The 21,048-nt window shown below is 47.6% G+C and carries 19 protein-coding genes and 1 pseudogene; 12 read left to right on the plus strand and 8 right to left on the minus strand.

All coding sequences use genetic code 11. The features are described from left to right. Positions 1-18: 18 nt before the first annotated feature. Positions 19-555 carry a nucleotide exchange factor GrpE gene (locus tag RIE73_RS21400; RefSeq protein WP_446403107.1) on the minus strand — a complete coding sequence of 179 codons (537 nt, stop codon included), beginning with the start codon at positions 553-555 and terminating at the stop codon, positions 19-21. Between the two features lie 13 nt (positions 556-568). Next, a complete protein-coding gene (locus RIE73_RS21405) occupies positions 569-781 on the minus strand; it encodes a DUF2997 domain-containing protein (protein WP_446403108.1) in 213 nt (70 codons plus the stop codon). Positions 782-933: 152 nt separating this feature from the next. Here RIE73_RS21405 and RIE73_RS21410 point away from each other — a divergent pair. Then, positions 934-1,714, plus strand: a pseudogene (locus RIE73_RS21410) (RNA-guided endonuclease InsQ/TnpB family protein). Positions 1,715-1,745: 31 nt separating this feature from the next. On the opposite strand, the gene RIE73_RS21415 reads toward RIE73_RS21410, so the two are convergent. From RIE73_RS21415 to larC, 5 genes are all read right to left on the minus strand, one after another. Beyond that, positions 1,746-1,985 (minus strand): hypothetical protein, encoded by a 240-nt coding sequence (locus tag RIE73_RS21415; protein WP_446403109.1) that lies wholly within the window; start codon positions 1,983-1,985, stop codon positions 1,746-1,748. Continuing rightward, positions 1,945-2,442 (minus strand): hypothetical protein, encoded by a 498-nt coding sequence (locus tag RIE73_RS21420; RefSeq protein ID WP_446403110.1) that lies wholly within the window; start codon positions 2,440-2,442, stop codon positions 1,945-1,947. Before RIE73_RS21420 ends, RIE73_RS21415 begins: the two co-directional genes overlap by 41 nt. A 139-nt stretch (positions 2,443-2,581) precedes the next feature. Then, positions 2,582-6,517, minus strand: a complete 3,936-nt coding sequence (locus RIE73_RS21425; protein WP_446403111.1) for an AAA family ATPase — start codon at positions 6,515-6,517, stop codon at positions 2,582-2,584. A gap of 329 nt (positions 6,518-6,846) precedes the next feature. Continuing rightward, positions 6,847-7,572, minus strand: coding sequence for a toll/interleukin-1 receptor domain-containing protein (locus RIE73_RS21430; protein ID WP_446403112.1), 726 nt, complete (start codon positions 7,570-7,572; stop codon positions 6,847-6,849). Between the two features lie 515 nt (positions 7,573-8,087). Beyond that, complete coding sequence (larC, locus tag RIE73_RS21435; protein ID WP_446403113.1) at positions 8,088-9,377, minus strand: nickel pincer cofactor biosynthesis protein LarC; 1,290 nt, start codon at positions 9,375-9,377, stop codon at positions 8,088-8,090. 669 nt (positions 9,378-10,046) lie between these two features. Between larC and RIE73_RS21440 the strand changes: the two genes are divergently transcribed. The 9 genes from RIE73_RS21440 to RIE73_RS21480 all read left to right on the plus strand — a co-directional run bounded on the left by RIE73_RS21440 (position 10,047) and on the right by RIE73_RS21480 (position 17,083). Further along, positions 10,047-10,400 (plus strand): ATP synthase subunit I, encoded by a 354-nt coding sequence (locus RIE73_RS21440; protein WP_446403114.1) that lies wholly within the window; start codon positions 10,047-10,049, stop codon positions 10,398-10,400. A 196-nt stretch (positions 10,401-10,596) separates the two neighbouring features. Further along, positions 10,597-11,337, plus strand: a complete 741-nt coding sequence (gene atpB / locus RIE73_RS21445) for a F0F1 ATP synthase subunit A (RefSeq protein ID WP_446403115.1) — start codon at positions 10,597-10,599, stop codon at positions 11,335-11,337. Between the two features lie 147 nt (positions 11,338-11,484). Beyond that, positions 11,485-11,730: an ATP synthase F0 subunit C gene (atpE, locus tag RIE73_RS21450; protein WP_446403116.1), complete on the plus strand. Its 246-nt coding sequence runs from the start codon at positions 11,485-11,487 to the stop codon at positions 11,728-11,730. 307 nt (positions 11,731-12,037) lie between these two features. Next, complete coding sequence (locus tag RIE73_RS21455) at positions 12,038-12,532, plus strand: F0F1 ATP synthase subunit B' (RefSeq protein WP_446403117.1); 495 nt, start codon at positions 12,038-12,040, stop codon at positions 12,530-12,532. A gap of 168 nt (positions 12,533-12,700) precedes the next feature. Next, positions 12,701-13,231, plus strand: a complete 531-nt coding sequence (locus tag RIE73_RS21460; RefSeq protein WP_446403118.1) for a F0F1 ATP synthase subunit B — start codon at positions 12,701-12,703, stop codon at positions 13,229-13,231. A gap of 2 nt (positions 13,232-13,233) precedes the next feature. Further along, positions 13,234-13,791: an ATP synthase F1 subunit delta gene (atpH, locus tag RIE73_RS21465; RefSeq protein ID WP_446403119.1), complete on the plus strand. Its 558-nt coding sequence runs from the start codon at positions 13,234-13,236 to the stop codon at positions 13,789-13,791. 148 nt (positions 13,792-13,939) lie between these two features. Beyond that, complete coding sequence (atpA, locus tag RIE73_RS21470) at positions 13,940-15,457, plus strand: F0F1 ATP synthase subunit alpha (RefSeq protein WP_446403120.1); 1,518 nt, start codon at positions 13,940-13,942, stop codon at positions 15,455-15,457. Positions 15,458-15,531: 74 nt separating this feature from the next. Then, entirely contained in the window at positions 15,532-16,482 is a 951-nt protein-coding gene (locus tag RIE73_RS21475) for a F0F1 ATP synthase subunit gamma (RefSeq protein ID WP_446403121.1), read from the plus strand. A 130-nt stretch (positions 16,483-16,612) separates the two neighbouring features. Then, a complete protein-coding gene (locus RIE73_RS21480) occupies positions 16,613-17,083 on the plus strand; it encodes a DUF29 domain-containing protein (protein ID WP_446403122.1) in 471 nt (156 codons plus the stop codon). A 281-nt stretch (positions 17,084-17,364) separates the two neighbouring features. On the opposite strand, the gene petJ is transcribed toward RIE73_RS21480, so the two are convergent. Further along, positions 17,365-17,697, minus strand: coding sequence for a cytochrome c6 PetJ (gene petJ, locus RIE73_RS21485; RefSeq protein ID WP_446396927.1), 333 nt, complete (start codon positions 17,695-17,697; stop codon positions 17,365-17,367). Positions 17,698-18,244: 547 nt separating this feature from the next. Here petJ and RIE73_RS21490 point away from each other — a divergent pair. Further along, positions 18,245-19,705 carry a PAS domain-containing sensor histidine kinase gene (locus RIE73_RS21490; RefSeq protein ID WP_446403123.1) on the plus strand — a complete coding sequence of 487 codons (1,461 nt, stop codon included), beginning with the start codon at positions 18,245-18,247 and terminating at the stop codon, positions 19,703-19,705. A 204-nt stretch (positions 19,706-19,909) separates the two neighbouring features. Next, positions 19,910-20,914 carry a serine/threonine protein kinase gene (locus tag RIE73_RS21495; protein ID WP_446403124.1) on the plus strand — a complete coding sequence of 335 codons (1,005 nt, stop codon included), beginning with the start codon at positions 19,910-19,912 and terminating at the stop codon, positions 20,912-20,914. Positions 20,915-21,048 lie beyond the last annotated feature (134 nt).

Here is a 21,048-nt window from a genome sequence, read left to right on the forward strand (position 1 = left end):
GCCTTCTGCCTTCTTGCACTAGTGTGACACTCCCCTTGGTAGGGTACGACTGACTTTAGCCGGACAGAGTATTCGTTCATTATCTCGATAACCGACAAATCGAATATAAACCAGTTCTCCTTCTGTGATATCGTCAACATCAGGTTGGTGGAGTTGAGAATTAAAGGGAATCTGTTCCCAAGGTTGACCAATGGGTTCATATCCCCAATTCTGGATCAGATTCTCTAATGGAGTAAAAAGTGCGACTAAATTTTTAGCGGGTAAATCTGGGCGGGCTTCAATCATCCGGCAAGCGGTGGGATAATTGGTGAGTAGGGGGCGTAGTTGTTCAAAGGTGGTATCTTGGATATCTGTCGATAGCTGCTGCGATCGCGCTTCGAGTTCATATCGTAGCCGTTGACATTGTGCCTCTAATTCCTCGATTTGAGCGGAGTCTGCAACTGAGACAGACTGGCTTTCAGGTCTTTTTTTCGGACCAAAGCGACTAATCAGGAAAGTGGTTAAGACAAACCACAGCAGTAAACCTAGCCCCAAGAGGTTAGGGTCATGAACCATGCTACCGCTCCTTTTACTGTTGATGCAGGGTGGTGGTTTGATCTGTGGTTAGGGTTTCGTCACCTTCATAGTATTCTGGCAGCAATTCTTGGGTTTCTACCTCTCCGAGATCGGCTTCAATCCCTTTAGTGGTTTCGGTACAACTTGATCCAGTCGCACCGATGACGGTTTCGGTGATTTTGCCATCCTTGCCAATGCGATATTCGATCTTTTGATACTCTGCCATAATTCTTACAGATGAGCGATGGTGAAAGCCCTCGTGATTTATCCGAGGGATGAAACCGAGCAAGGCGTTTAGCCCTCCGCAACTTTAGTTGCGACCTTAACACACTTTTTGGATTCTACGCTACAGTAGATAGCGTAACCAGATAGCCGACCATGATAGTCTTTGAGTTCAAAATCAAAGCTAAATCGGCTCAATACGCAGCTATTGATGAGGCAATTCGGACAGCGCAGTTTGTCCGAAATAAATGCTTGCGGTACTGGATGGATAACAACGGTATCGATAAGTATGACCTCAGCAAATATTGTCGTGTATTGGCGAAAGAGTTTGGCTTTGCGGCGGAACTCAATTCTCAAGCACGTCAAGCGTGCTAATCGCAAGAAGTCTAAGAAGTACCGAAAAGGAGCCAAACCACAATCTAAAAATTATCATAAGGCAAGAAAACGATATGCCCGGAAGCATTTAAGAGTAAGTAGGCAGCGAAAAGAATACTGCAAGCGAGTTGCATATTCCGTTATCCAATCTAACGATTTGGTCGCCTACGAAGACTTAAATGTCAAAGGGTTGGTAAGAAATCGTCACTTGTCTAAGTCTATTTCTGACGCAGGCTGGTCTACGTTTCGACAATGGCTAGAATACTTCGGATATAAATACGCAAAGATGACAGTGGCAGTTCCTCCGCACTACACCTCTCAAGATTGTCCAAAGTGTCACCATCGAGTCAAAAAATCTCTATCTCAACGAACCCATGTTTGTGGAAACTGTGGATACGTTGAAGACAGAGATATCGCAGCCAGTCTAAACATCCTTCAAAAAGGATTAAGTACGGCGGGACACGCCGGAAACTACGCTTGGGGAGACCTGCCCTCTTGGGCGATTGGAACAATCCTGTCGTCTAACGGCGGATCGGAGAACCAAGAATCCTCGTCTCTTTAGAGCGAGGAGTGTCAACGAACCCAACAATTAACTATAGTTTAAAGGACACTACTTTAATTTTCTTCCCCATCTGACACACCGAGCGTGTTACCGAGCGAAGCCGAGGTAAGCCGAGGTGTCCCCCATCTTCCCCATCTCCCCCATCTCCCCCATCTCCCCCATCTCCCCCTGCTCCCCCTGCTCCCCCTGCTTCCCCTGCTCCCCCAGCTCCCCCAGCTCCCCCTGCTCCCTCATCCCTCCACTCCCACAATCGCCGCCAACGCCTCAGCATATTGCTGTAACTCCTTTCCCAGTATTAACAACTCCTCATGCATCTGAGGTTCTAACGACCAATTTTTCTCATGCTGTTTAGGACTCGTTGTGGCAGGTTTCTGGGCTTCCCAGGTTTGTAATAAGGGATGCCATTTTGATAGAAATGGGCGCAATCCTTGATTAAGAACGGCAATCGCAATTCCGCCAACGGATTTAGAGGATATGCCAACATCCGGACCCGCGTCTCTGAGGATTTGCCGGGTAATTGCAAACATACTATAGAGAGAATTGAGCGCTTCTCGCAGCAGTCCTTTGTCGGCTTCTAGGGATTGTACCGTGATGCGAGTGACGAGTTCAACGTAGAGTGACCAAGCGGCTTTGCGTTCGGTTTCATCGGCTTCCCATTCCGCACCGCCAATGCCAAACGGGAGGCTGACTGAGACTTTTTTTAATTTGGCGGGGTCTTGTTTGGGCATAAGTTTGGTTTGTTGATGAATTCACTAGATTCTAGACCAGCGCGGCGGAAGTAACTCTCCAGTTAAAAAAGGTGCAAAGTCTTATTGTATAAGCCTTCTCCCCTTCTGCCTCCTGCCTCCTGCCTCCTGCCTTCTTGCACTAGGTTGAACTCAAGGTAAATGTATTGACAATTTTGGCAATATCTGATAATTGATTTGGATACAGTTGGGCGAGATGTCCACACATTTTATAGGCGGCATCTAGATAATAAGCACAGGGAATCAACAGACGCTTGAAGTTTTCTTTATCGCCTGTTTTGACAGAAGTAGCCGCGATATCGGGAAGGTGTTCATTGCGGTTCATGAGAATTTTCTCGGCGGTTAAAAGTGCCTGTTCAATGCATTTGTTTTCTACCTGTGCTTTGGCAACCTCACGCAGCGCCAATTCCCGATCATAGTAACCCTCAATTTGCTGAGCGGTGTGGATGGCGGCGGTGAAGTTTTCTGGTGTTGGCTGTGCTTTAGCAATCTCAAGCATCGCCTTTGCCCGGTCTTTGGAATCCCCAATTTGCTGAGCGGTGTGGATGGCGGCGGTGAATTTTTCTGCCTGTGCCTGGGCTTTGACAATCTCAACCAGCACCAATGCCCGGTCGTAGGAATCCTCAATTTGCTGTGCGGTGTGGATGGCGGCGGAGAAGTTTTCTGCCGTTGGCTGGGCTTTGGCAATCTCAAGCATCGCCTTTGCCCGGTCGGAGAAATACTTAATTTGCTCCTGGTCTTTTGAATACTCAGCTAAACACTCAGCAGTCAGTGACTTTAGGCGTTTTAAGGTAAGTTTTAAGGACTCCTCGAAGGTATCCCCCTCAAGCATCGCCTCTACCGGGTCTTTGGAATCCTTAATTTGCTGAGCGGTGTGGATGGCGGCGGTGAAATTTTCTGCCTGTGCCTGGGCTTGGACAATCTCAACCAGCACCTCTGCCCGTAAGTAGGAATCCTTAATTTGCTGAGCGGTGTGGATAGCGGCGGTGAAATTTTCTGCTGTTGGCTGTGCTTTGGCAATCTCAACCAGCGCCTCTGCCCGTTTGTAGGAATCCTCAATTAGCTGTGCGGTGTGGATGGCGGCGGTGAAGTTTTCTGCCTGTGCCTGTGCTGTGGCAATCTCAACCAGCGCCTTTGCCCGGTCTTTGGAATCCTTAATTTGCTGTGCGGTGTGGATGGCGGCGGTGAAGTTTTCTGGTGTTGGCTGTGCTTTAGCAATCTCAGCCAGCGCCAATTCCCGGTTGTCGGAATCCTTAATTTGCTGAGCGGTTTTGATGGCGGCGGTGAAATTTTTTGCTGTTGGCTGTGCTTTGGCAATCTCAGCCAGCGCCTTTGCCCGGTCTTTGGAATCCCCAATTTGCTGAGCGGTGTGGATGGCGGCGGTGAAGTTTTCTGCCTGTGCCTGTGCTTTAGCAATCTCAACCAGCGCCTTTGCCCGTTTGTCGGAATCCTTAATTTGCTGAGCGGTGTGGATGGCGGCGGTGAAATTTTCTGCTGTTGGCTGTGCTTTGGCAATCTCAAGCAGCGCCTTTGCCCGGAAGTAGAAATACTCAATTTGCTGTGCGGTGTGGATAGCGGCGGTGAAGTTTTCTGCCTGTGCCTGGGCTTTAGCAATCTCAAGCAGTGCCTCTGCCCGGTAGTCCTCCCTAAACCTCGTCAATTCCCGCTTAAGCCGCCACCATGACCAATCGTCGAAATAATCATCAATTTGCTGTGCGGTGTGGATGGCGGCGGTGAAGTTTCCTGCCTGTGCCTGGGCTTTAGCAATCTCAACCAGCGCCTTTTGCTGATCTTCGGAATAAGGATCAATTTGCTGGGCGGTGTGGATGGCGGCGGTAAAGTTTTCTGCCTGTGCCTGTGCTTTGGCAATCTCAACCAGCGCCAATTCCCGTTTGTCGGAATACTCAATTTGCTGTGCGGTGTGGATAGCGGCGGTGAAATTTTCTGCTGTTGGCTGTGCTTTGGCAATCTCAACCAGCGCCTTTGCCCGGAAGTAGAAATACTCAATTTGCTGTGCGGTGTGGATAGCGGCGGTGAAGTTTCCTGCCTGTGCCTGTGCTTTGGCAATCTCAACCAGCGCCTTTGCCCGACGGTAGGAATCCTTAATTTGCTGTGCGGTGTGGATGGCGGCGCTGAAGTTACTCGCTTCGACCAGGTTCTGGCACAGATTGGCGAGACTATCATCACCTAAAATTCGCTTTGACAGCCCCGTAAACGACCCTTTTGTTGCTGTCAATAGATACGTCAGCCAGTAAACAGCAAAATCCTTCATCCAAGATTCTGACAAACGGGGCAAATTCTTCTGCTGTAATCGCTCCAATATTTCCCGCGCTTGTTCCCTTTTCTCCCCATCCTGGCTGGCATCTTTTGCCAACTCCCATGCCAGCAGCAGATACCACAGAACACAGCGTTCCGGTTCAAACTTCTCCGCCAATGCCAAGGCTCCATCGATACTACCTAATCGCAATATATCCAGAGGTGACTCTTGAGCAATTTGCATCACTCGCTCTGCGTGTACCAGCAGAAACTCTGCCATCCCACCTGCATCATCGGTTTCGGCTGCACCTGACAACGCTATCTGCACCGTCTTTAGAGGCAAATCCGGCTGTTCCGGTAAATGCTGCCGTTGAGCGGTGACATATTCCTGATTACGAGCCAATTCATACAATTCCTGCCACCGCTTTGCCAATCCCAAATGTTCGGCATAATATCGTAATCCATAATCCGAACGCTCCAGTTCCTGCCATTTGGCACAGTAGTCAATTAACTTATTTTCCGCCAAACCAGCCTGACGCCCCAGCGCCCCTTTAAACTCCTGGGCGAGTAAGGGGTGAGCAAAACTATAACAACCCGTTTGAATACTAAACCACCGTGTCGCCTGCCAGGGTAAATCGGCTAAATCCCAGGCATTCAACTCAGTCAACTCTTCAATATCATCCTCGGATAACGCTCCCAACGCCACTGACAGCAAGGCAAACAACTCCCGCACTTCCCGTTGTCGCTTAATCTCCTCAACTTGGGCAAGTTGGCGAAACTGTTCTTTCACATAAGCTTTGAACCCACCGGGACTATTCCGGAGTACCCCCTGCACATCCTGACGCTTTATTGCCGCCTGTCTCAATTCATCAATCAGATAACGCAGGTAAAGCGGGAATCCTCCAGTTATCTCATCCAGCCGTTGAACAAAATCCTGATTCTGGCTATACGTCACCAACTCCCTAATTTGCCCTAGCCACTTGGGAATTGCTTCACGGCGTAACCGCTTCAGATACAATCTCTGAGCATTATCTGTCCAATTCCGCAGGTATTCCGGCTCATCCTCTGACTCAGCGCGTGCTGAAGCAATCACAAACACGCCATCCGGAAGCCTGGTAAAAAACGGCTCCAACGTTTCTGACGCCTCATCCAACCCATCCAACACAATCACCAGACGCTTACCCTCTGGCGAGACAGGTTTCTCCAGCATCCCCACCAGGATATCCCGCATCCGATTTGGCTCATTAGGAAACTGCCCATTCCTAATGTTGTGATACAGATAGAGTTGTTTGAGCAGATGGCGATAGGCTTCAGACACGGAGCGCGTTTTCTGGTAACGATAACTAAAGCAGTGATAGGCGATGAAACAATCTTCCTGCTGGGTTTGTTGCCAATGAGACAACAGAGCCGATTTGCCAAAACCCGCCGCACCCGTTACTAACAGCACCCCCCTAGAATTGTGCTGCACAAACTCATCAAGCTGACGCTGCTCATCCTCCCGCCCTTCAAAGGGCTGCTGGAGATACTCATGAACAATTCCCTTAACTTGAGCTTCTATCTCGTAGCCGATATATTGCTCACCAATAATCGAAATAGCCGATTCAGCCAGGATTTGATTGAGGCGTTCAACTCCCTCTGACTCTTGCTCCAGCCGTTGAATAACTCGGATAGCTCGCAGCGATTGTTCAGCAAACGGGCTAGGAATAATCGCCGGGTCAATTCCCAACCGGAACAGCACTTCCTCAAATTGAGCCGGATTCAGCCTTTTCAGACGCTGTAGTAGTTCGCCTCGACCCTCCATTCAACCCTATCCACCTGATACCAACTTACCTTCTATGATGTCATTTGTAGGGGCGCACGGCGTGCGCCCTTTTACCCAACCAATGTCCGCCCAATTTCACCGTCAAATCTCTTCCACAATTTTAGTTGTGTCAGCCCACTACTGGCTAGAGTTCCTGACGCGAGCCCTGACAGATTCTGCTATAGACAGCACTACCCAACTGTAAGTATTAGAACTTACGCAGCTACACCATCTATCTATCGTTGAAATGGTGCGTTACGCTACGCTAACACACCCTACAGATAGAGACTATTCGTAAGTCCTAAGTATTCAACCGGACATGACTCACCCTACCTCTTCAAATGTGGAGCCGCTTGATAAATCGAGTCTAGCAGTCCTGACAGCGACTCGCCGTCTTTTTGACTCGCCAATTTAATAATCTCCTTGGCTTTTTGCACCTGTGCCACATTCATTGGCAGTTGCGACTCATCCACCTCATAGTAGAAAATCACCTCATCAAACTGAGCCGGAAGCAGGCATTTGAGCAGCTTAAACGCCAGAATTCTCGGTGCAACACCGGATGACACCTGGGCTGGGGGTGAAGCCGAAACAGGCGCAGGCGTCGTCTCACCCTTAAGCGGCGGCTTTCCTGACTCCCCCCGCATCCCTCGGATTAGTTGTTGAAATCCCTGCTCATAGTTGTCGTCATTAATACTAACGTGGAGAAAAGATTGGAGAAAAAACGGCTTTTGGCAATCTTTATAAAGAACCGGAATGAGGCGGCGGCTGGGAGTCCGTGACTCAAGTTTCGCCCGTTTTTCCTCCTCAACTTGTGCCATCAGCCATGCATCTTTCTCATAACTCACCCACTGGGAGTTGACACTATCGGGGGAGAGAACCAGAACCAGAATACCTGCATTGGCTAACCCTTCTTCAAGTTTATCGGGTATTCTATTACCGGGGAGAATCTCCCATTTATCCAACCAAGCATCAATCCCTTCGCGGGTGCGTAAATCCGTTGCCAGACGCTCAACGAAGGGTTTATCGATACTGCTATGACTAATAAAGGCTTTCATTATTTCAGATTATTATATTGGGATTATTATAAGCTTCTCTTGGTGAATGTAGCTGGCTATGTCTGGAATATAACACCTTTATTGCCCCCCTCTCCCCTGGTGGGAGAGGGGCTGGGGGTGAGGGGGTTGTGGCTTAAGTTAACACCTTGCGTTGCCCCTACAGGGATACATTTATTACAGAATTGATCGAGTTTGAGGATAGGATTTGTATCACTACCTACAAATACATTGACCCCATTTTCCTAGACTATTTTGTATCAAATCAGCTAATCGCAAATGTCGTCGATTGGATACGTGCGATCGCAACAAAACAATCAATTAAATCTTGATGTTTACCAAGAACAGAGCAATCCCATTTGAGTTAAGTAGGTGGACACAATAAAAGTTAACGGTGGAGATTGTCATTCGTCATTTGTCATTCGTCATTCGTTTACTCCCCCAGCTCCCCCAGCTCCCCCAGCTCCCCCATCTTCCCCACACCCGACACCCGACACCCGACACCCGACACCCCTGACTTAGGTCAATGGTGGATTATTGGCACGATACCAGGCATCGAGTGCTAGTTGATGTACCTCCCGCCACGATAAATTATAGTCTCGTGCGATCGCGGCACAGTCTTCATATTCAGGTTGGACGTTGGCGATGGCGTTTTGTACTCCTGAGGCGCGACTAGCCACCTTTACCCGCACCACTCCATACTTCGTCTCGACTCGCTCGATTGCCCGTTGTAGAATTGTGCGTTGCTGAGTAAAGTGGCGAATACCCAGGGTTGTGGTTTCCCTAAATAAAATATCTTCACAAACGGTTAATTTTTCCGGTGGGCAAATCACTGTGAGTAATATCCCAGGACGAGATTTTTTCATGCCAATGGCTTGGGTAAATACATCCAACGCCCCAGCATTAAATAGCACCTCGAAGACATACCCAATCACTTGGGGATTTAAGTCATCAATTTGGGTTTCTATCACACAAACGGTTTCTTGGCAAGGGTTCTCATTGATGAGATTAGCTGTATCTCCTCCCTGAAGCTGAATACCAAACTCGGAGGCTTCTCCAATCCAGAGTCGCAGGATATTCGGAATCGCTAATTCACTGGTTCCCGCACCATGACCAATCTTATGAATAATCATCGCCGGAGGCGGTCCAAATTGAGTAGCAAGAGTGACAGCAATCGCTGCACCCGTGGGCGTGACCAATTCGCGATCGATGCCGTTACTATAAATAGGGACTTGCCGAGATTCCCACAATTTCAAAACGGCCGGAACCGGAACAGGCAATCGACCATGGGCAGCTTGTACTGTACCACCGCCTGTGGGTAAGGGAGAACAGTAGAGTCGGTCAATACCCAACCAATCCAACCCTAAACACGTACCGACAATATCCACTAAGGCATCTGTCGCGCCCACTTCATGGAAATGCACGGCTTCGGGTGCCATCCCGTGAACAGCCCCTTCTGCCTCTGCTAAGTTGCGAAAGATTGCCAAACTCCAATCAACGACTTGTGAGGGTAGTCCAGCGGTGGTAATCAGGTGTTCAATATCTGCCAGGTGTCGGCTATGCTCATGGTCTGACGGTTCAGCGTGATCATGGTGATCCGTTTGATGGAGCAAATTCACATGGACTTTAGTGGCTAATTGACCTTGGCGGTGAACTGATTGGAACCCTAACCGATACTCATTATCAATTCCTAGCCCTTTTAACTTTTCACTTAAATACTCTAACGGCACTCCTGTTGCCACGAGTGCCCCCAAGCACATATCACCAGCAATTCCACTCTGACAGTCGAGGTAGGCGAGTTTTGGCATTACGATTTGAATCCTGAAGGGTGATTAGCTGTAACCAAAAGGCTGGAAACCTTTACCCATTATTGCCCAAAATTGGGTAGAGATTTGTTCTGAGAGAATGGGTCTGCTAAGAGTATGTATACTTTATTGGTATACCTATCCAGCCAAAAACCACAGCTAGGTAGGTGAGAGAGATAGCCGCCAGTTAGGTGGTGTTAGCCTGTGGACTGGGAAGGTGCCGACACCGCCAGAGTGAAGCAGGAAGTAAGTTCCAGATGTGTCCATAAGTGGACAGATTTGGGTAGATCTTATGTAACGGTCTACATCTATTGTAGGGAAAGGAGAATGGGGGGGGGATTTGGGAGATAGGGAAGATGAGGGAGATGGGGTTGTAGGGGTTTGGTCTCCAAACCCCATTTCTTATGTAGGGGGAGATGGGCAAGGAAAGGACCAATGACCAATGACCAATGACCAATGACCAATGACCAATGACTAATAACGATTAAAAATGTTTTAAGTAATGTTACTGGTGCGTGGTATGATCGCCTATGGCTAGATGCGATCCAGCCAATTTTGATGGACTAGCGTTTGCTGCTGCCTGTGAACTTGTCAGACAACTCTGTACAACCTAAGCCCACACTGGAGGAAAGTCCGCCAGGGAGTTCTCAGACTTCCCCTGAAAATTCCTCAATGCAAGAGTACTACCAACTTAAACAAACGTTGTTGTCAGTCACTCTGGCAATGACAGGGGTAATTTTTGTCTCTGTCTGGATTTTTTACTCCCTCAACATCGCCTTGAATTATTTGATCGGGGCGTGCGTTGGTGTGGTTTACTTGAGAATGTTGGCGAAAGACGTTGAGCGGTTAGGTGCCCAAAAGAGACGTCCGAGTTCGACTCGGTTGGCTTTATTGATTGGGCTATTAGTCGTTGCCAGTCAATGGCAGAGTTTACGCATTCTGCCCATATTTTTAGGATTTCTGACGTATAAAGCGGCAGTCATCGCTTATATGCTGCAAAGCACCTTGTTGCCTACGTCGAAGTAAGTGCCTGTTGTCAGCGCAGCCAACGCATCCAAACAGTAGGGTGGGCTACACCCGAACTTAACGCCTGTGGACAAAGGAGACAACTCCTTTGGATGAAGCAGGAAACAGACTCAGCAATTGTTCGATAGACAATTGCCAATAGTATCTGTGTAGTCGTTTCAACCAAAGGATAGAAGATAGCTGGGGAAATCTCCGGATGGAAATGATAGATGGTTTGGCGTTCTATAATGCTTTCCCCCTTGCTGAATTAGAAGTTGGTCAGCATCTGTATTGGCATATCGGTAATTTAAAGGTTCATGGTCAGGTGTTTATTACCTCCTGGATCGTGATTGCCATTCTGATTATTGCCTCGATTGCTGCTACTCGTAACATTCAGCGAGTTCCCAGTGGTCTCCAAAATTTTATGGAGTATGCCCTGGAATTTCTGCGGGATATAGCCAAAAATCAGATCGGGGAGAAGGAGTATCGTCCCTGGGTGCCGTTTGTCGGAACGTTATTTTTGTTCATTTTTGTGGCAAATTGGTCTGGGGCACTTGTTCCCTGGAAGCTGATTGAGCTGCCCGAAGGTGAATTAGCGGCACCAACCAGTGATATTAATACTACAGTGGCGTTTGCGCTGCTGACCTCCTTAGCGTATTTTTACGCGGGTCTGAGCAAGAAGGGCTTGGGGTATTTTGCTGGTTATGCCCAACCAACTCCCATCCTGCTGCCGTTTAAGGTTCTGGAAGATTTTACCAAACCTCTCTCCCTCAGTTTCCGTCTGTTTGGCAACATTTTGGCAGATGAACTGGTGGTGGCAGTATTGGTGCTGTTGGTTCCCCTGTTCGTACCTCTCCCGGTGATGGCATTGGGTTTATTTACCAGTGCGATTCAGGCGCTGATCTTTGCTACCCTGGCAGCGGCTTATATCGGGGAGGCGATGGAAGACCATCATTAGCGATTTGAGGCTAGTGATGAAGATTTGCCCCTTCCGTCTGATGAACAATCAAAGAATTCGGCTGTGTCTAGCGAATTAGTTTAGGGTAAGCATTTCACGCACGTTTGTTTGTTATTTAGTCAAAAGTCAAAAGCGAGGAAAAAAATCATGGACCCATTAATTTCTGCTGCATCTGTTGTTGCTGCTGCTTTAGCTGTTGGTTTAGCGGCAATTGGTCCAGGAATCGGTCAAGGTAATGCGGCAGGACAAGCCGTAGAAGGGATTGCCCGTCAGCCTGAAGCTGAAGGAAAAATTCGGGGTACTTTACTCCTGAGTTTGGCATTCATGGAAGCGCTGACAATTTACGGTCTGGTGGTTTCTCTCGTCTTATTATTCGCTAACCCCTTCTCGTAAGGCTTAATGTAACCAGAGCATTCAGACCCCAATGACTGAGGTCTGAATGCTGTTGACATGAAGGTCTCACACATATAAAAGATAGAAGATTTTTTCTTCGATCCATAAGCCGCCAGCTAGGTGGTGTTAGCCTGTGGACTGGTTAAGCGCCGTCGCTGCCATTCGGGAGCAGGAAGTGAACATCAAAGTTACCTAAATTGGGTTGACTTTGAATAAGTTTTTCGTAGCGGCTATTGAAATCGACAACGCTATCCCATCCCAACTGAAAAGCTAACGATTTTGTGCGCTGTGGGATTACCAGAACATCATGATACATTGGACAATTTTACTTGCTGTTGAAGCAGCAGAAGAGGCAGCCACAGAAGGGGGGTTATTTGATTTTGATGCCACCCTACCTTTGATGGCATTGCAATTTTTAATTTTGGTGGCAGTCTTGAATGTGGTGTTTTACAAGCCACTCAGTAAAGCCATTGATGGACGAGATGACTACATCCGCCAGAACCGATTAGAAGCACGGGAACGGTTAGAAAAAGCTCAGAATCTGGCTAAACAGTATGAGCAAGAACTAGCAGACACTCGTCGCAAGTCACAAGAGACTATTGCCGCGGCTACAGCTGATGCTCAGAAAATAGCGGCTGATAAAATGGCTCAAGCTCAAGCGGAAGCCCAGGCACAACGGGAGCAAGCTCAAAAAGAGATTGACCAACAAAAAGCTGAAGCGATGGCATCCTTAGAACAAGAAGTGGATTCGCTGTCGCGTCAGATTCTGGAAAAACTTGTCGGTTCAGAGTTGGTTAAGTAACGTCGGCTTGATCAGGGTAGCGAAGCAGGGGTTTGCTAGAGGTTAAACCCTTGTCTTTTGTCGATGGTGTGATCAGAAATAACGCCGGAAAAATAGTCCAGCCTATTTAAACGTTACCCAGCGTTAGCGGTAAAGCCGCATAGCAGTTCTCAATTAAAGCAGGTGTATATGGCTATTATGGGTAGTTTTTCAATTTTAGCTACCGCCGAAGGAGGATTTGGTCTCAACCTCGATATATTAGACACCAATGTAATTAACTTGGTGATTATTATCGGGGTACTGATTTACTTTGGGCGATCATTTTTAGGGAATACCCTATCTGAGCGACGTTCCAGTATTGAAGAATCCATTAGCGATGCCGAAAAGCAGCAGAAAGACGCCGCCGCCGCCTTAGCAGATGCCCAGCAAAAACTGGCACAAGCGCAAGCGGAAGCTGAAAAAATTCGGGCAAAGGCAGAAGAAAATGCCAACGCCGCTAGAGAATCAATTTTGGCAGCGTCGGCTAAAGATGTGGAACGGATGAAAGCGTCAGCCGTTCAGGATTTAAACACAGAACGGGAACGGGCGATCGCCCAACTTCGCCAGCAAGTGGTTGCTCTAGCAATGGAGCGTGTGGAGTCGCAACTCAAAAGTCAGTTAGATGACTCAGCACAGCATACCTTAGTTGACCGCAGCATCGAGCGAGTAGGAGCCAGATAATTATGAAAGGAAGTTCATTTAGTGCTGAAGTCGTTGAGCCCTATGCAGAGGCGTTGATGGCTGTGGCTCAAGAACATAACCTCGTGGATAAATTCGGTGAAGATGTTGCCGCATTGCTCGATACGTTAAACGAATCAGAGGAATTGCAGCAATTTTTAGGCAATCCGATTATCAAAGCCGAGGACAAAAAAGCCGTCTTAGAACAACTCAGTGGTGAGCAAATTCACCCCTACATGGTGAATTTTTTAAAGATTCTCGTGGATAGACGGCGGATTCTGTTTTTGGCAGACATTTGTAGGCAGTATCAAGCCCTGTTGCGAGAGTTAAAACAAGCGGTTTTAGCTCAAGTCATCTCTACAGTTGAACTCAACGACGACCAAAAGCAGGCGGTGCGTCAGAAAGTTCTCAGCATGACCAATGCTCAAGATGTAGACATCGAAACCCAGATCGACGCCGATTTACTCGGTGGTGTAATTATTAAAGTAGGGTCTCAAGTGGTTGATGCCAGTCTGCGCGGACAACTGCGTCGTATTGGTGTGAGCTTGAGTCGTTCGACTTAACCAGTCAGACGTCATAAGTAGTCAGAAGTCAACGGTTAAAAGTAATGATGACCTAGACAAATGACTTAGCTTGCTGCTCAAGGTAAGTGAGTATGACGAATGACCAATGACATAAGACCAATGACAAAAAAGTAGAGGGATTAGTTTAATGGTAAGCATTAGACCCGACGAAATTAGCAGCATTATTCGTCAGCAAATTGAACAATACGACCAAGAGGTCAAAGTCTCTAACGTTGGTACCGTTTTGCAAGTGGGTGACGGTATTGCCCGGATCTATGGCTTAGACAAGTGCATGGCTGGGGAACTGGTCGAGTTTGAAGATGGTACAATTGGCATCGCCCTGAACCTGGAAGAAGATAATGTTGGTGCCGTACTCATGGGAGAAGGGCGCGACATTCAGGAAGGAAGTTCTGTCACCGCAACCGGAAAAATCGCTCAGGTTCCCGTCGGTGAGGCACTAATTGGTCGGGTTGTCGATGCCTTAGCGCGACCCATTGATGGTAAGGGAGAGATTCAAACGGGCGAATCTCGTCTCATTGAATCCTCAGCACCCGGTATTATTGCCCGACGTTCTGTGTATGAACCCCTGCAAACCGGGATTACCGCAATTGACGCAATGATTCCCGTGGGACGCGGACAACGGGAGTTAATTATTGGCGATCGCCAAACCGGAAAAACCGCGATCGCAATTGATACGATTCTCAACCAGAAAGAAGAAGACGTGATCTGTGTCTACGTCGCCGTGGGTCAAAAGGCATCCACCGTGGCTCAAGTGGTCAATGCGCTGGAAGAGAGAGGGGCATTAGATTACACGGTTATCGTTGCCGCTAACGCCAGTGACCCTGCGACCTTGCAATATCTGGCACCCTATACCGGAGCCACGATCGCCGAATACTTTATGTATAACGGCAAAGCTACGCTGGTTATCTATGATGACCTGTCCAAGCAAGCCCAAGCCTATCGCCAGATGTCCCTGCTGCTACGTCGTCCACCGGGTCGGGAAGCCTATCCTGGGGATGTATTCTATCTCCACTCCCGCTTGTTGGAACGGGCGGCTAAGTTGAATGATGACTTAGGGGGCGGTAGTATGACAGCGCTGCCGATTATTGAGACCCAAGCGGGTGACGTATCTGCCTATATTCCCACCAACGTAATTTCCATCACTGACGGTCAGATCTTCTTGTCGGCTGACTTGTTTAACTCCGGTCTACGTCCGGCAATTAACCCTGGTATTTCCGTATCACGGGTGGGTTCTGCAGCTCAAACCAAAGCCATTAAAAAAGTGGCAGGTAAAATGAAACTGGACTTGGCACAGTTTGATGACCTGCAAGCCTTCGCCCAGTTTGCCTCAGACTTAGACAAAGCCACCCAAGACCAATTGGCACGGGGCGCACGGTTACGGGAACTGCTCAAGCAACCCCAATACTCCCCCTTATCGGTGTATGAGCAAGTCGCGATTGTCTACGCGGGGATCAATGGCTACTTAGATGACATTGAGGTGGAAAAAGTCACCGCCTTTACCAAAGGGCTGCGGGAGTACTTGAAAACCAACAAGCCAGAGTTTGCTGGGATTATCAAGGATAAGAAAGTCCTCACCGAAGACGCCGAAAAACTGCTCAAGGAAGCCCTGGCTGAGTACAAGCAGACATTTTTAGTCTCTGCGTAATGGGTTCATCGTTCATGGTTCATGGGTAACCAGCCCTGAACCATGGACAATCAAGATTTAACAATGAACAGACTATGCCTAATTTAAAAGCGATTCGCGATCGCATAAAATCCGTCAAAAATACTCAGAAAATTACCGAAGCGATGCGTCTGGTGGCAGCGGCGAAGGTGCGTCGCGCCCAAGAACAGGTGACATCCACTCGTCCCTTTGCTGATCGCTTGGCGCAAGTCCTCTATGGCTTGCAGAACCGTCTCCGGTTTGAAGATGCCGACTTACCCTTGCTCAAACAACGGGAGGTCAAGTCCGTTGGCTTACTGGTCGTGTCGGGCGATCGGGGTTTGTGTGGCGGTTACAATACCAACGTGATTCGCCGTGCCGAAAACCGCGCCAAGGAACTCCAGAAAGAAGGCATTGACTACAAATATGTCTTAATTGGACGCAAAGCGATCCAGTATTTTGAGCGCCGTGATCAGCCGATTGACGCCAAATACACAGGCTTAGAACAAATCCCCACCTCCACCGAAGCCTCAATGATTGCCGATGAATTGCTGTCATTGTTTTTATCGAACACCGTGGATCGGGTTGAACTGGTTTATACCAAGTTTGTCTCCTTAATTAGTTCTCGCCCGGTGGTACAAACCTTATTACCTTTAACCGCCCAAGGATTAGAGGCACAAGATGATGAAATCTTCCGCCTCACCACTCGCGGTGGTGAATTTGAGGTGGAACGGGAAAAGGTGACAACGGAAAGTCGTCCCTTACCGCGTGACATGATCTTTGAACAAGATCCGGTACAAATTTTGGATGCCTTACTACCGTTGTATTTAAACAACCAGTTATTGCGGGCATTACAAGAGGCAGCTGCTAGCGAATTAGCTGCCCGGATGACAGCGATGAACAACGCCAGTGATAATGCTAGTGAATTGATTGGCACGCTGAGTCTGTCTTACAACAAAGCGCGACAAGCTTCCATTACTCAGGAAATTCTGGAAGTCGTTGGCGGTGCCAGCGCCCTTGGTGGTTAGCCGTAGGGAAGGTAGGGGCGCAACGCTTTGCGCCCGCGCCCAGCGCCTATAGTTTAATATTTATGTAGAGACGTAGTATACTACGTCTCTACCACTAATATCGCCCCTTCCCAATAATTGCCAAAAGCTGATGAAAACATCAACAGAGCAAAATACCTCAACCTTATACAATAAAGATTATCACCTCTGGCTAGAGACAACGATACAACAACTCCGCTCCAGAGAATTTACCCATGTTGATTGGGAAAATTTATTGGATGAATTGGAAAGCATGGGAAAAAATAACAGAAGAGCGGTTAAAAGTCTCTTGACCCGACTTTGGGAACACTTGCTCAAGCTGCGTTACTGGGAATCAGAAAAAGAATACAATAAAAATAAGTGGAAATCCGAAATTACTACATTTCGGCAACAGATTCGAGATGAATTGTCAGATAGTCCCAGTTTAAAACCCTACTTAGTAGAAATTTTCCCTAACACGTATCAGGATGCCAAAAAAGTCATAGCGCGTTTAATGGATAAACCCATACAATTTTTCCCAGAAGCTCCTCCCGCATCGAGTGAAGATGTGTTAAAGGAAAATTGGTTTTTTGAAGACTTGTAGGGGCGCCATTGGTGTAAACTTAAACGCCCGACTTTGTCACCCCCTTTATTCCTTGGCTGCTATTCCCCACACCCTACACCCCATTTAGCACCCATAAAGGGGGTAGTTAACCAGGATTTGGTATCAGTAGGGGCAGGTTTGACTATGATCATTGATCTTATGTTTCCTGACAACAGATGTGAATAAACCCGCCCTGCTCCCAAGAATTAACCCACCCCAAACAACCAACCAACATTGTAGAGACGTAGCATGCTACGTCTCTACAGGGTGACGGATCTGAATTACCAGCCCTTTTCAGCTTGCTCTAACACATAAGCCGCAACGTCTTCAATCTCAGAATCCTTTAAGCGTCCAATAAAGGCAGGCATAGCCCCTTTGCCATTTTTGGCTTGGTAGACAATTTTCTCGATGGAGTCCATGCCATACTTCTCCAAGGCATCCTTTTTCAGGGTCTTCTGTGCCATAACAATGTTGTTGCCCCCTATATGGCAAGCAGCACAGTTGGCAGCAAAAATTTTGGCGCCATTTACCGTATCAGCAGCTAGAGCCGGACGGCTGAATGCCAAACCAAACACAGCGACGGCAAGTAAAATGATGGACAGAATTTTCTTCACAGTAGTTCTCCTCTTCTCAAAACAGACAGTAAGTATTATTGCTCAATTATGAATTGCAGCAATGTGGGACAGAATTGACCTAATCCATCAATCCGATGCTATAGGCATGATGCAATAGTGTCTGCCTTTCTACAAATTTTACCAGGATACGCGCCTAATCCAGAGTTTCGTCCCAAAGTCAAATAGCCGAGACACCGGGAAGCTGGGGAAGCTGGGGGAGCTGGGGGAGCTGGGGGAGCCAATGTAGAGACGTGCCATGGCACGTCTGGGAGCCGGGGGAGAAAAAATTAAATTAGAGCTTGAACGATGAATCAGCAATCCGGAACATTGATTAAATTTTAAGGAAAGATTAAGTTTGAAAACGGTTTGTAATAAATCTCATACTATTTGATACAAAACTCAAATATGCTCGATTTTTTTTACGATAAATATCCCCAATTGGTGAAGTAAATCACACCTTACGGATTGGCAAACGCCTAAAATATTATAAACGTGGCGGTTAAGCTGTGAACCTAAATATATTTAGTTAAGTAAAGGGAAAGCTAAAATGACAGCCAAAAAGCTTCATCAGCAAGAGAGTTCCTATAATTATCAAACCAATGGACGGATAAATACAGGATTCAAAGACGCTGTAGGTATAGAGACTTTAGCGAATCTAGGGATTGGGCAGCAAAACTTTGTGAATAGGAATTTGGAGCGAACGCTTAAGGAATTATCCGATTTAGAATTTGCGTTAGATCGAGCCGCAATTGTGGCGCTTACCGATAAACAGGGCGTGATTCACTATGTCAATGATAAATTTTGCGAAATATCACAATATCGTCGAGAAGAGTTAATTGGCAAAACCCATCGCCTGATCAAATCGGGTCATCATCCGCCAGCATTTTTTAAGGAATTTTGGACGACGATCGCATCGGGCAAAGTCTGGAAAGGCGAAATCAAAAATAAAGCTAAAGACGGAACCTATTATTGGGTGGATACTACTGTTGTTCCTTTTTTGGATGAACAGGGAGAAATCTACCAATATTTAGCGATTCGCTTTGATATCACCGAGCGCAAGCAGGTCGAGGAAGCCTTGCAACAATCGGAACTGAAGGCACGACAACAGGCTCAACAACTCGAAGAGGCATTGGAGCAGCTTAAACAAACCCAGAGTCAACTGATTCAAAGCGAAAAAATGTCCAGCGTGGGTCAACTGCTGGCTGGAATTGCTCACGAAATTAATAATCCGGTCAATTTTATTTACGGCAATCTGGTACATACTCGTGAGTATGTTAACAACGTGTTGCAGGTTTTGGCACTTTACCAGAAACATTGTCCGGTGGAAATACCGGAGATTGCAGCCGTTGTTGAGGAAGACGATATCGAGTTTATTGTGGAAGATTTACCCAAAATGGTATCGTCTATGCAAATTGGAGCCAACCGCATCCGAGATATTGTGCTGTCGTTGCGGAACTTCTCGCGTCTGGATGAGCAACAGATGCAACGGGTTGATATTCATCAAGGGTTAGACAGTACCTTATTGATTCTGCACAATCGCTTAAAAGCCAAAGCGGAACGCCCGGAAATTCAGGTGATTAAAAATTACGGGGATCTGCCACCTGTGATGTGTTATGGCAGTCAGCTTAATCAAGTCTTTATGAATCTGATTGCCAATGCAATTGACGCCTTTGAAAATCAGCCGGAACCGCGACAAATTACGATTTCTACAGCCGTACAAAGGGGCGAGGATTGGCAGAAGCCGGGGATGGGGTTAGAGTGCGATCGCGCGTCTCAGACGCCGTGGGCGGTGATTACCATTGCCGATAATGGACCGGGAATGCCACAAGCGACTCAGGATCACTTATTTGATCCCTTCTTTACCACCAAACCTACGGGGAAAGGGACAGGGTTAGGGTTATCCATCGCCCATAATATCGTCGTGGAAAAGCATCAGGGTCAAATCCGCTGTATTTCCCAGGAGGGAAAGGGAACCCAGTTTATCGTGGCGATTCCCTTGGTGGAGTAGGGATGGGGGAGATGAGGGAGATGGGGAAGATGGGGAAGATGGGGAAGATGGGGAAGATGGGGAAGATGGGGAAGATGGGGAAGTTAACTCAAAACGCTTACCTGTTCCCTGTTCACTATTCCCTATTCCCTGTTCCCTGTTCCCTGTTCCCTGACAAATGACAAATCTGCCAAAATAAGAACAAAGGGTTTAAATGCACAGGCGATGGCGTGGACAATAGGGCAGAAACTACACAATGGTCAATACACCATTAAGAAGACGTTAGGCAAAGCGGGTTTCAGTATTACCTACCTAGCGACAGATGCACAAGGAAACGAACTGGTGATCAAAACGCTGAATGAGGATCGACTCAAACAGCTAACTTCTTTACGTCGGGAAAGTCTCAAATGTAAGTTTGTCAATGAAGCGCGGCGGCTGGAAGGCTGTAAGCATCCTTATGTGGTCAAGGTGTACAAGACGTTCGTCGAAGGACAGTTTTTCTGTCTGGCGATGGAGTACATTCGGGGAAAGAGTCTAGGGAAACTGTCTCAACGAGTGTTACCCGAAAAAGAAGCATTGAGTTATATCCAGCAGATGGGGGAAGCGTTAATCGCCGCCCATCAGCAAGGATTGCTGCATCGGAATGTCAAACCTGCCAATATTATGGTGCGGACGGGTCAATATCAGGCGGTACTGATTGATTTTGACTTGGGCGGGAAATTTGAGTATCCCGTAACCGGGGGATGGCAAGATGAAGTGTTTGCCCCGATTGAACTTCAGTCGAAGACGCGATCGCGCGGAACCTGTACGGATGTTTATTCTCTAGCCGCAACCTTGTATGTTCTCTTAACCGGGAAGCTACCCGCCACCTCTAGCGATCGCCAAAAGGGTAAGGCGGATTTAATTCCCCCAAAACAGATTAATCCGCAAATTTCTCAACGTGTCAATAAAGCCATTCTAGCGGGAATGAAACTCGAACCCGAAGCGCGTCCCAAGTCGGTGTTGGATTGGTTAAACTTGTTGGGACTCCACCAAGGTGGTATAATCTCTGGATTAGCCAAAAAATCCCGTTGGGCGATGGTTGTCGGGATTTTAGGCGTAGTTGGTATAGTTGCTGGTGTGGTATCTGCCAGTATTGAAGGAACAGGATGGTGGGAAAGAGTTATTCCTGAATCCTCTCCAGATGTCACATCCCCCTTATATTTAAAATCACCGGAAACAGAGGAATAATCTTTGATTTAGTGTTCATATCGTAGGGGCGGGTTTAGGCACAATTGTAGGGGCGGGTTTAGGCACAATTGTAGGGGCGGGTTTAGGCACAATTGTAGGGGCGGGTTTAGGCACAATTGTAGGGGCGGGTTTAG

The organism is Coleofasciculus sp. C1-SOL-03 (genome assembly GCF_040220555.1).
In the GTDB taxonomy this organism is placed as follows: Bacteria; Cyanobacteriota; Cyanobacteriia; order Cyanobacteriales; family Coleofasciculaceae; genus Coleofasciculus.

What these genes read in the sequence shown, in the direction of transcription:
- RIE73_RS21400 (WP_446403107.1), bottom strand. Translation starts at nt 555, where the DNA reads ATGGTTCATGACCCTAACCTCTTGGGGCTAGGTTTACTGCTGTGGTTT.
- RIE73_RS21405 (WP_446403108.1), bottom strand. Translation starts at nt 781, where the DNA reads ATGGCAGAGTATCAAAAGATCGAATATCGCATTGGCAAGGATGGCAAA.
- RIE73_RS21415 (WP_446403109.1), bottom strand. Translation starts at nt 1,985, where the DNA reads ATGCTGAGGCGTTGGCGGCGATTGTGGGAGTGGAGGGATGAGGGAGCA.
- RIE73_RS21420 (WP_446403110.1), bottom strand. Translation starts at nt 2,442, where the DNA reads ATGCCCAAACAAGACCCCGCCAAATTAAAAAAAGTCTCAGTCAGCCTC.
- RIE73_RS21425 (WP_446403111.1), bottom strand. Translation starts at nt 6,517, where the DNA reads ATGGAGGGTCGAGGCGAACTACTACAGCGTCTGAAAAGGCTGAATCCG.
- RIE73_RS21430 (WP_446403112.1), bottom strand. Translation starts at nt 7,572, where the DNA reads ATGAAAGCCTTTATTAGTCATAGCAGTATCGATAAACCCTTCGTTGAG.
- larC (WP_446403113.1), bottom strand. Translation starts at nt 9,377, where the DNA reads ATGCCAAAACTCGCCTACCTCGACTGTCAGAGTGGAATTGCTGGTGAT.
- RIE73_RS21440 (WP_446403114.1), top strand. Translation starts at nt 10,047, where the DNA reads ATGCAAGAGTACTACCAACTTAAACAAACGTTGTTGTCAGTCACTCTG.
- atpB (WP_446403115.1), top strand. Translation starts at nt 10,597, where the DNA reads ATGGAAATGATAGATGGTTTGGCGTTCTATAATGCTTTCCCCCTTGCT.
- atpE (WP_446403116.1), top strand. Translation starts at nt 11,485, where the DNA reads ATGGACCCATTAATTTCTGCTGCATCTGTTGTTGCTGCTGCTTTAGCT.
- RIE73_RS21455 (WP_446403117.1), top strand. Translation starts at nt 12,038, where the DNA reads ATGATACATTGGACAATTTTACTTGCTGTTGAAGCAGCAGAAGAGGCA.
- RIE73_RS21460 (WP_446403118.1), top strand. Translation starts at nt 12,701, where the DNA reads ATGGCTATTATGGGTAGTTTTTCAATTTTAGCTACCGCCGAAGGAGGA.
- atpH (WP_446403119.1), top strand. Translation starts at nt 13,234, where the DNA reads ATGAAAGGAAGTTCATTTAGTGCTGAAGTCGTTGAGCCCTATGCAGAG.
- atpA (WP_446403120.1), top strand. Translation starts at nt 13,940, where the DNA reads ATGGTAAGCATTAGACCCGACGAAATTAGCAGCATTATTCGTCAGCAA.
- RIE73_RS21475 (WP_446403121.1), top strand. Translation starts at nt 15,532, where the DNA reads ATGCCTAATTTAAAAGCGATTCGCGATCGCATAAAATCCGTCAAAAAT.
- RIE73_RS21480 (WP_446403122.1), top strand. Translation starts at nt 16,613, where the DNA reads ATGAAAACATCAACAGAGCAAAATACCTCAACCTTATACAATAAAGAT.
- RIE73_RS21490 (WP_446403123.1), top strand. Translation starts at nt 18,245, where the DNA reads ATGACAGCCAAAAAGCTTCATCAGCAAGAGAGTTCCTATAATTATCAA.
- RIE73_RS21495 (WP_446403124.1), top strand. Translation starts at nt 19,910, where the DNA reads ATGGCGTGGACAATAGGGCAGAAACTACACAATGGTCAATACACCATT.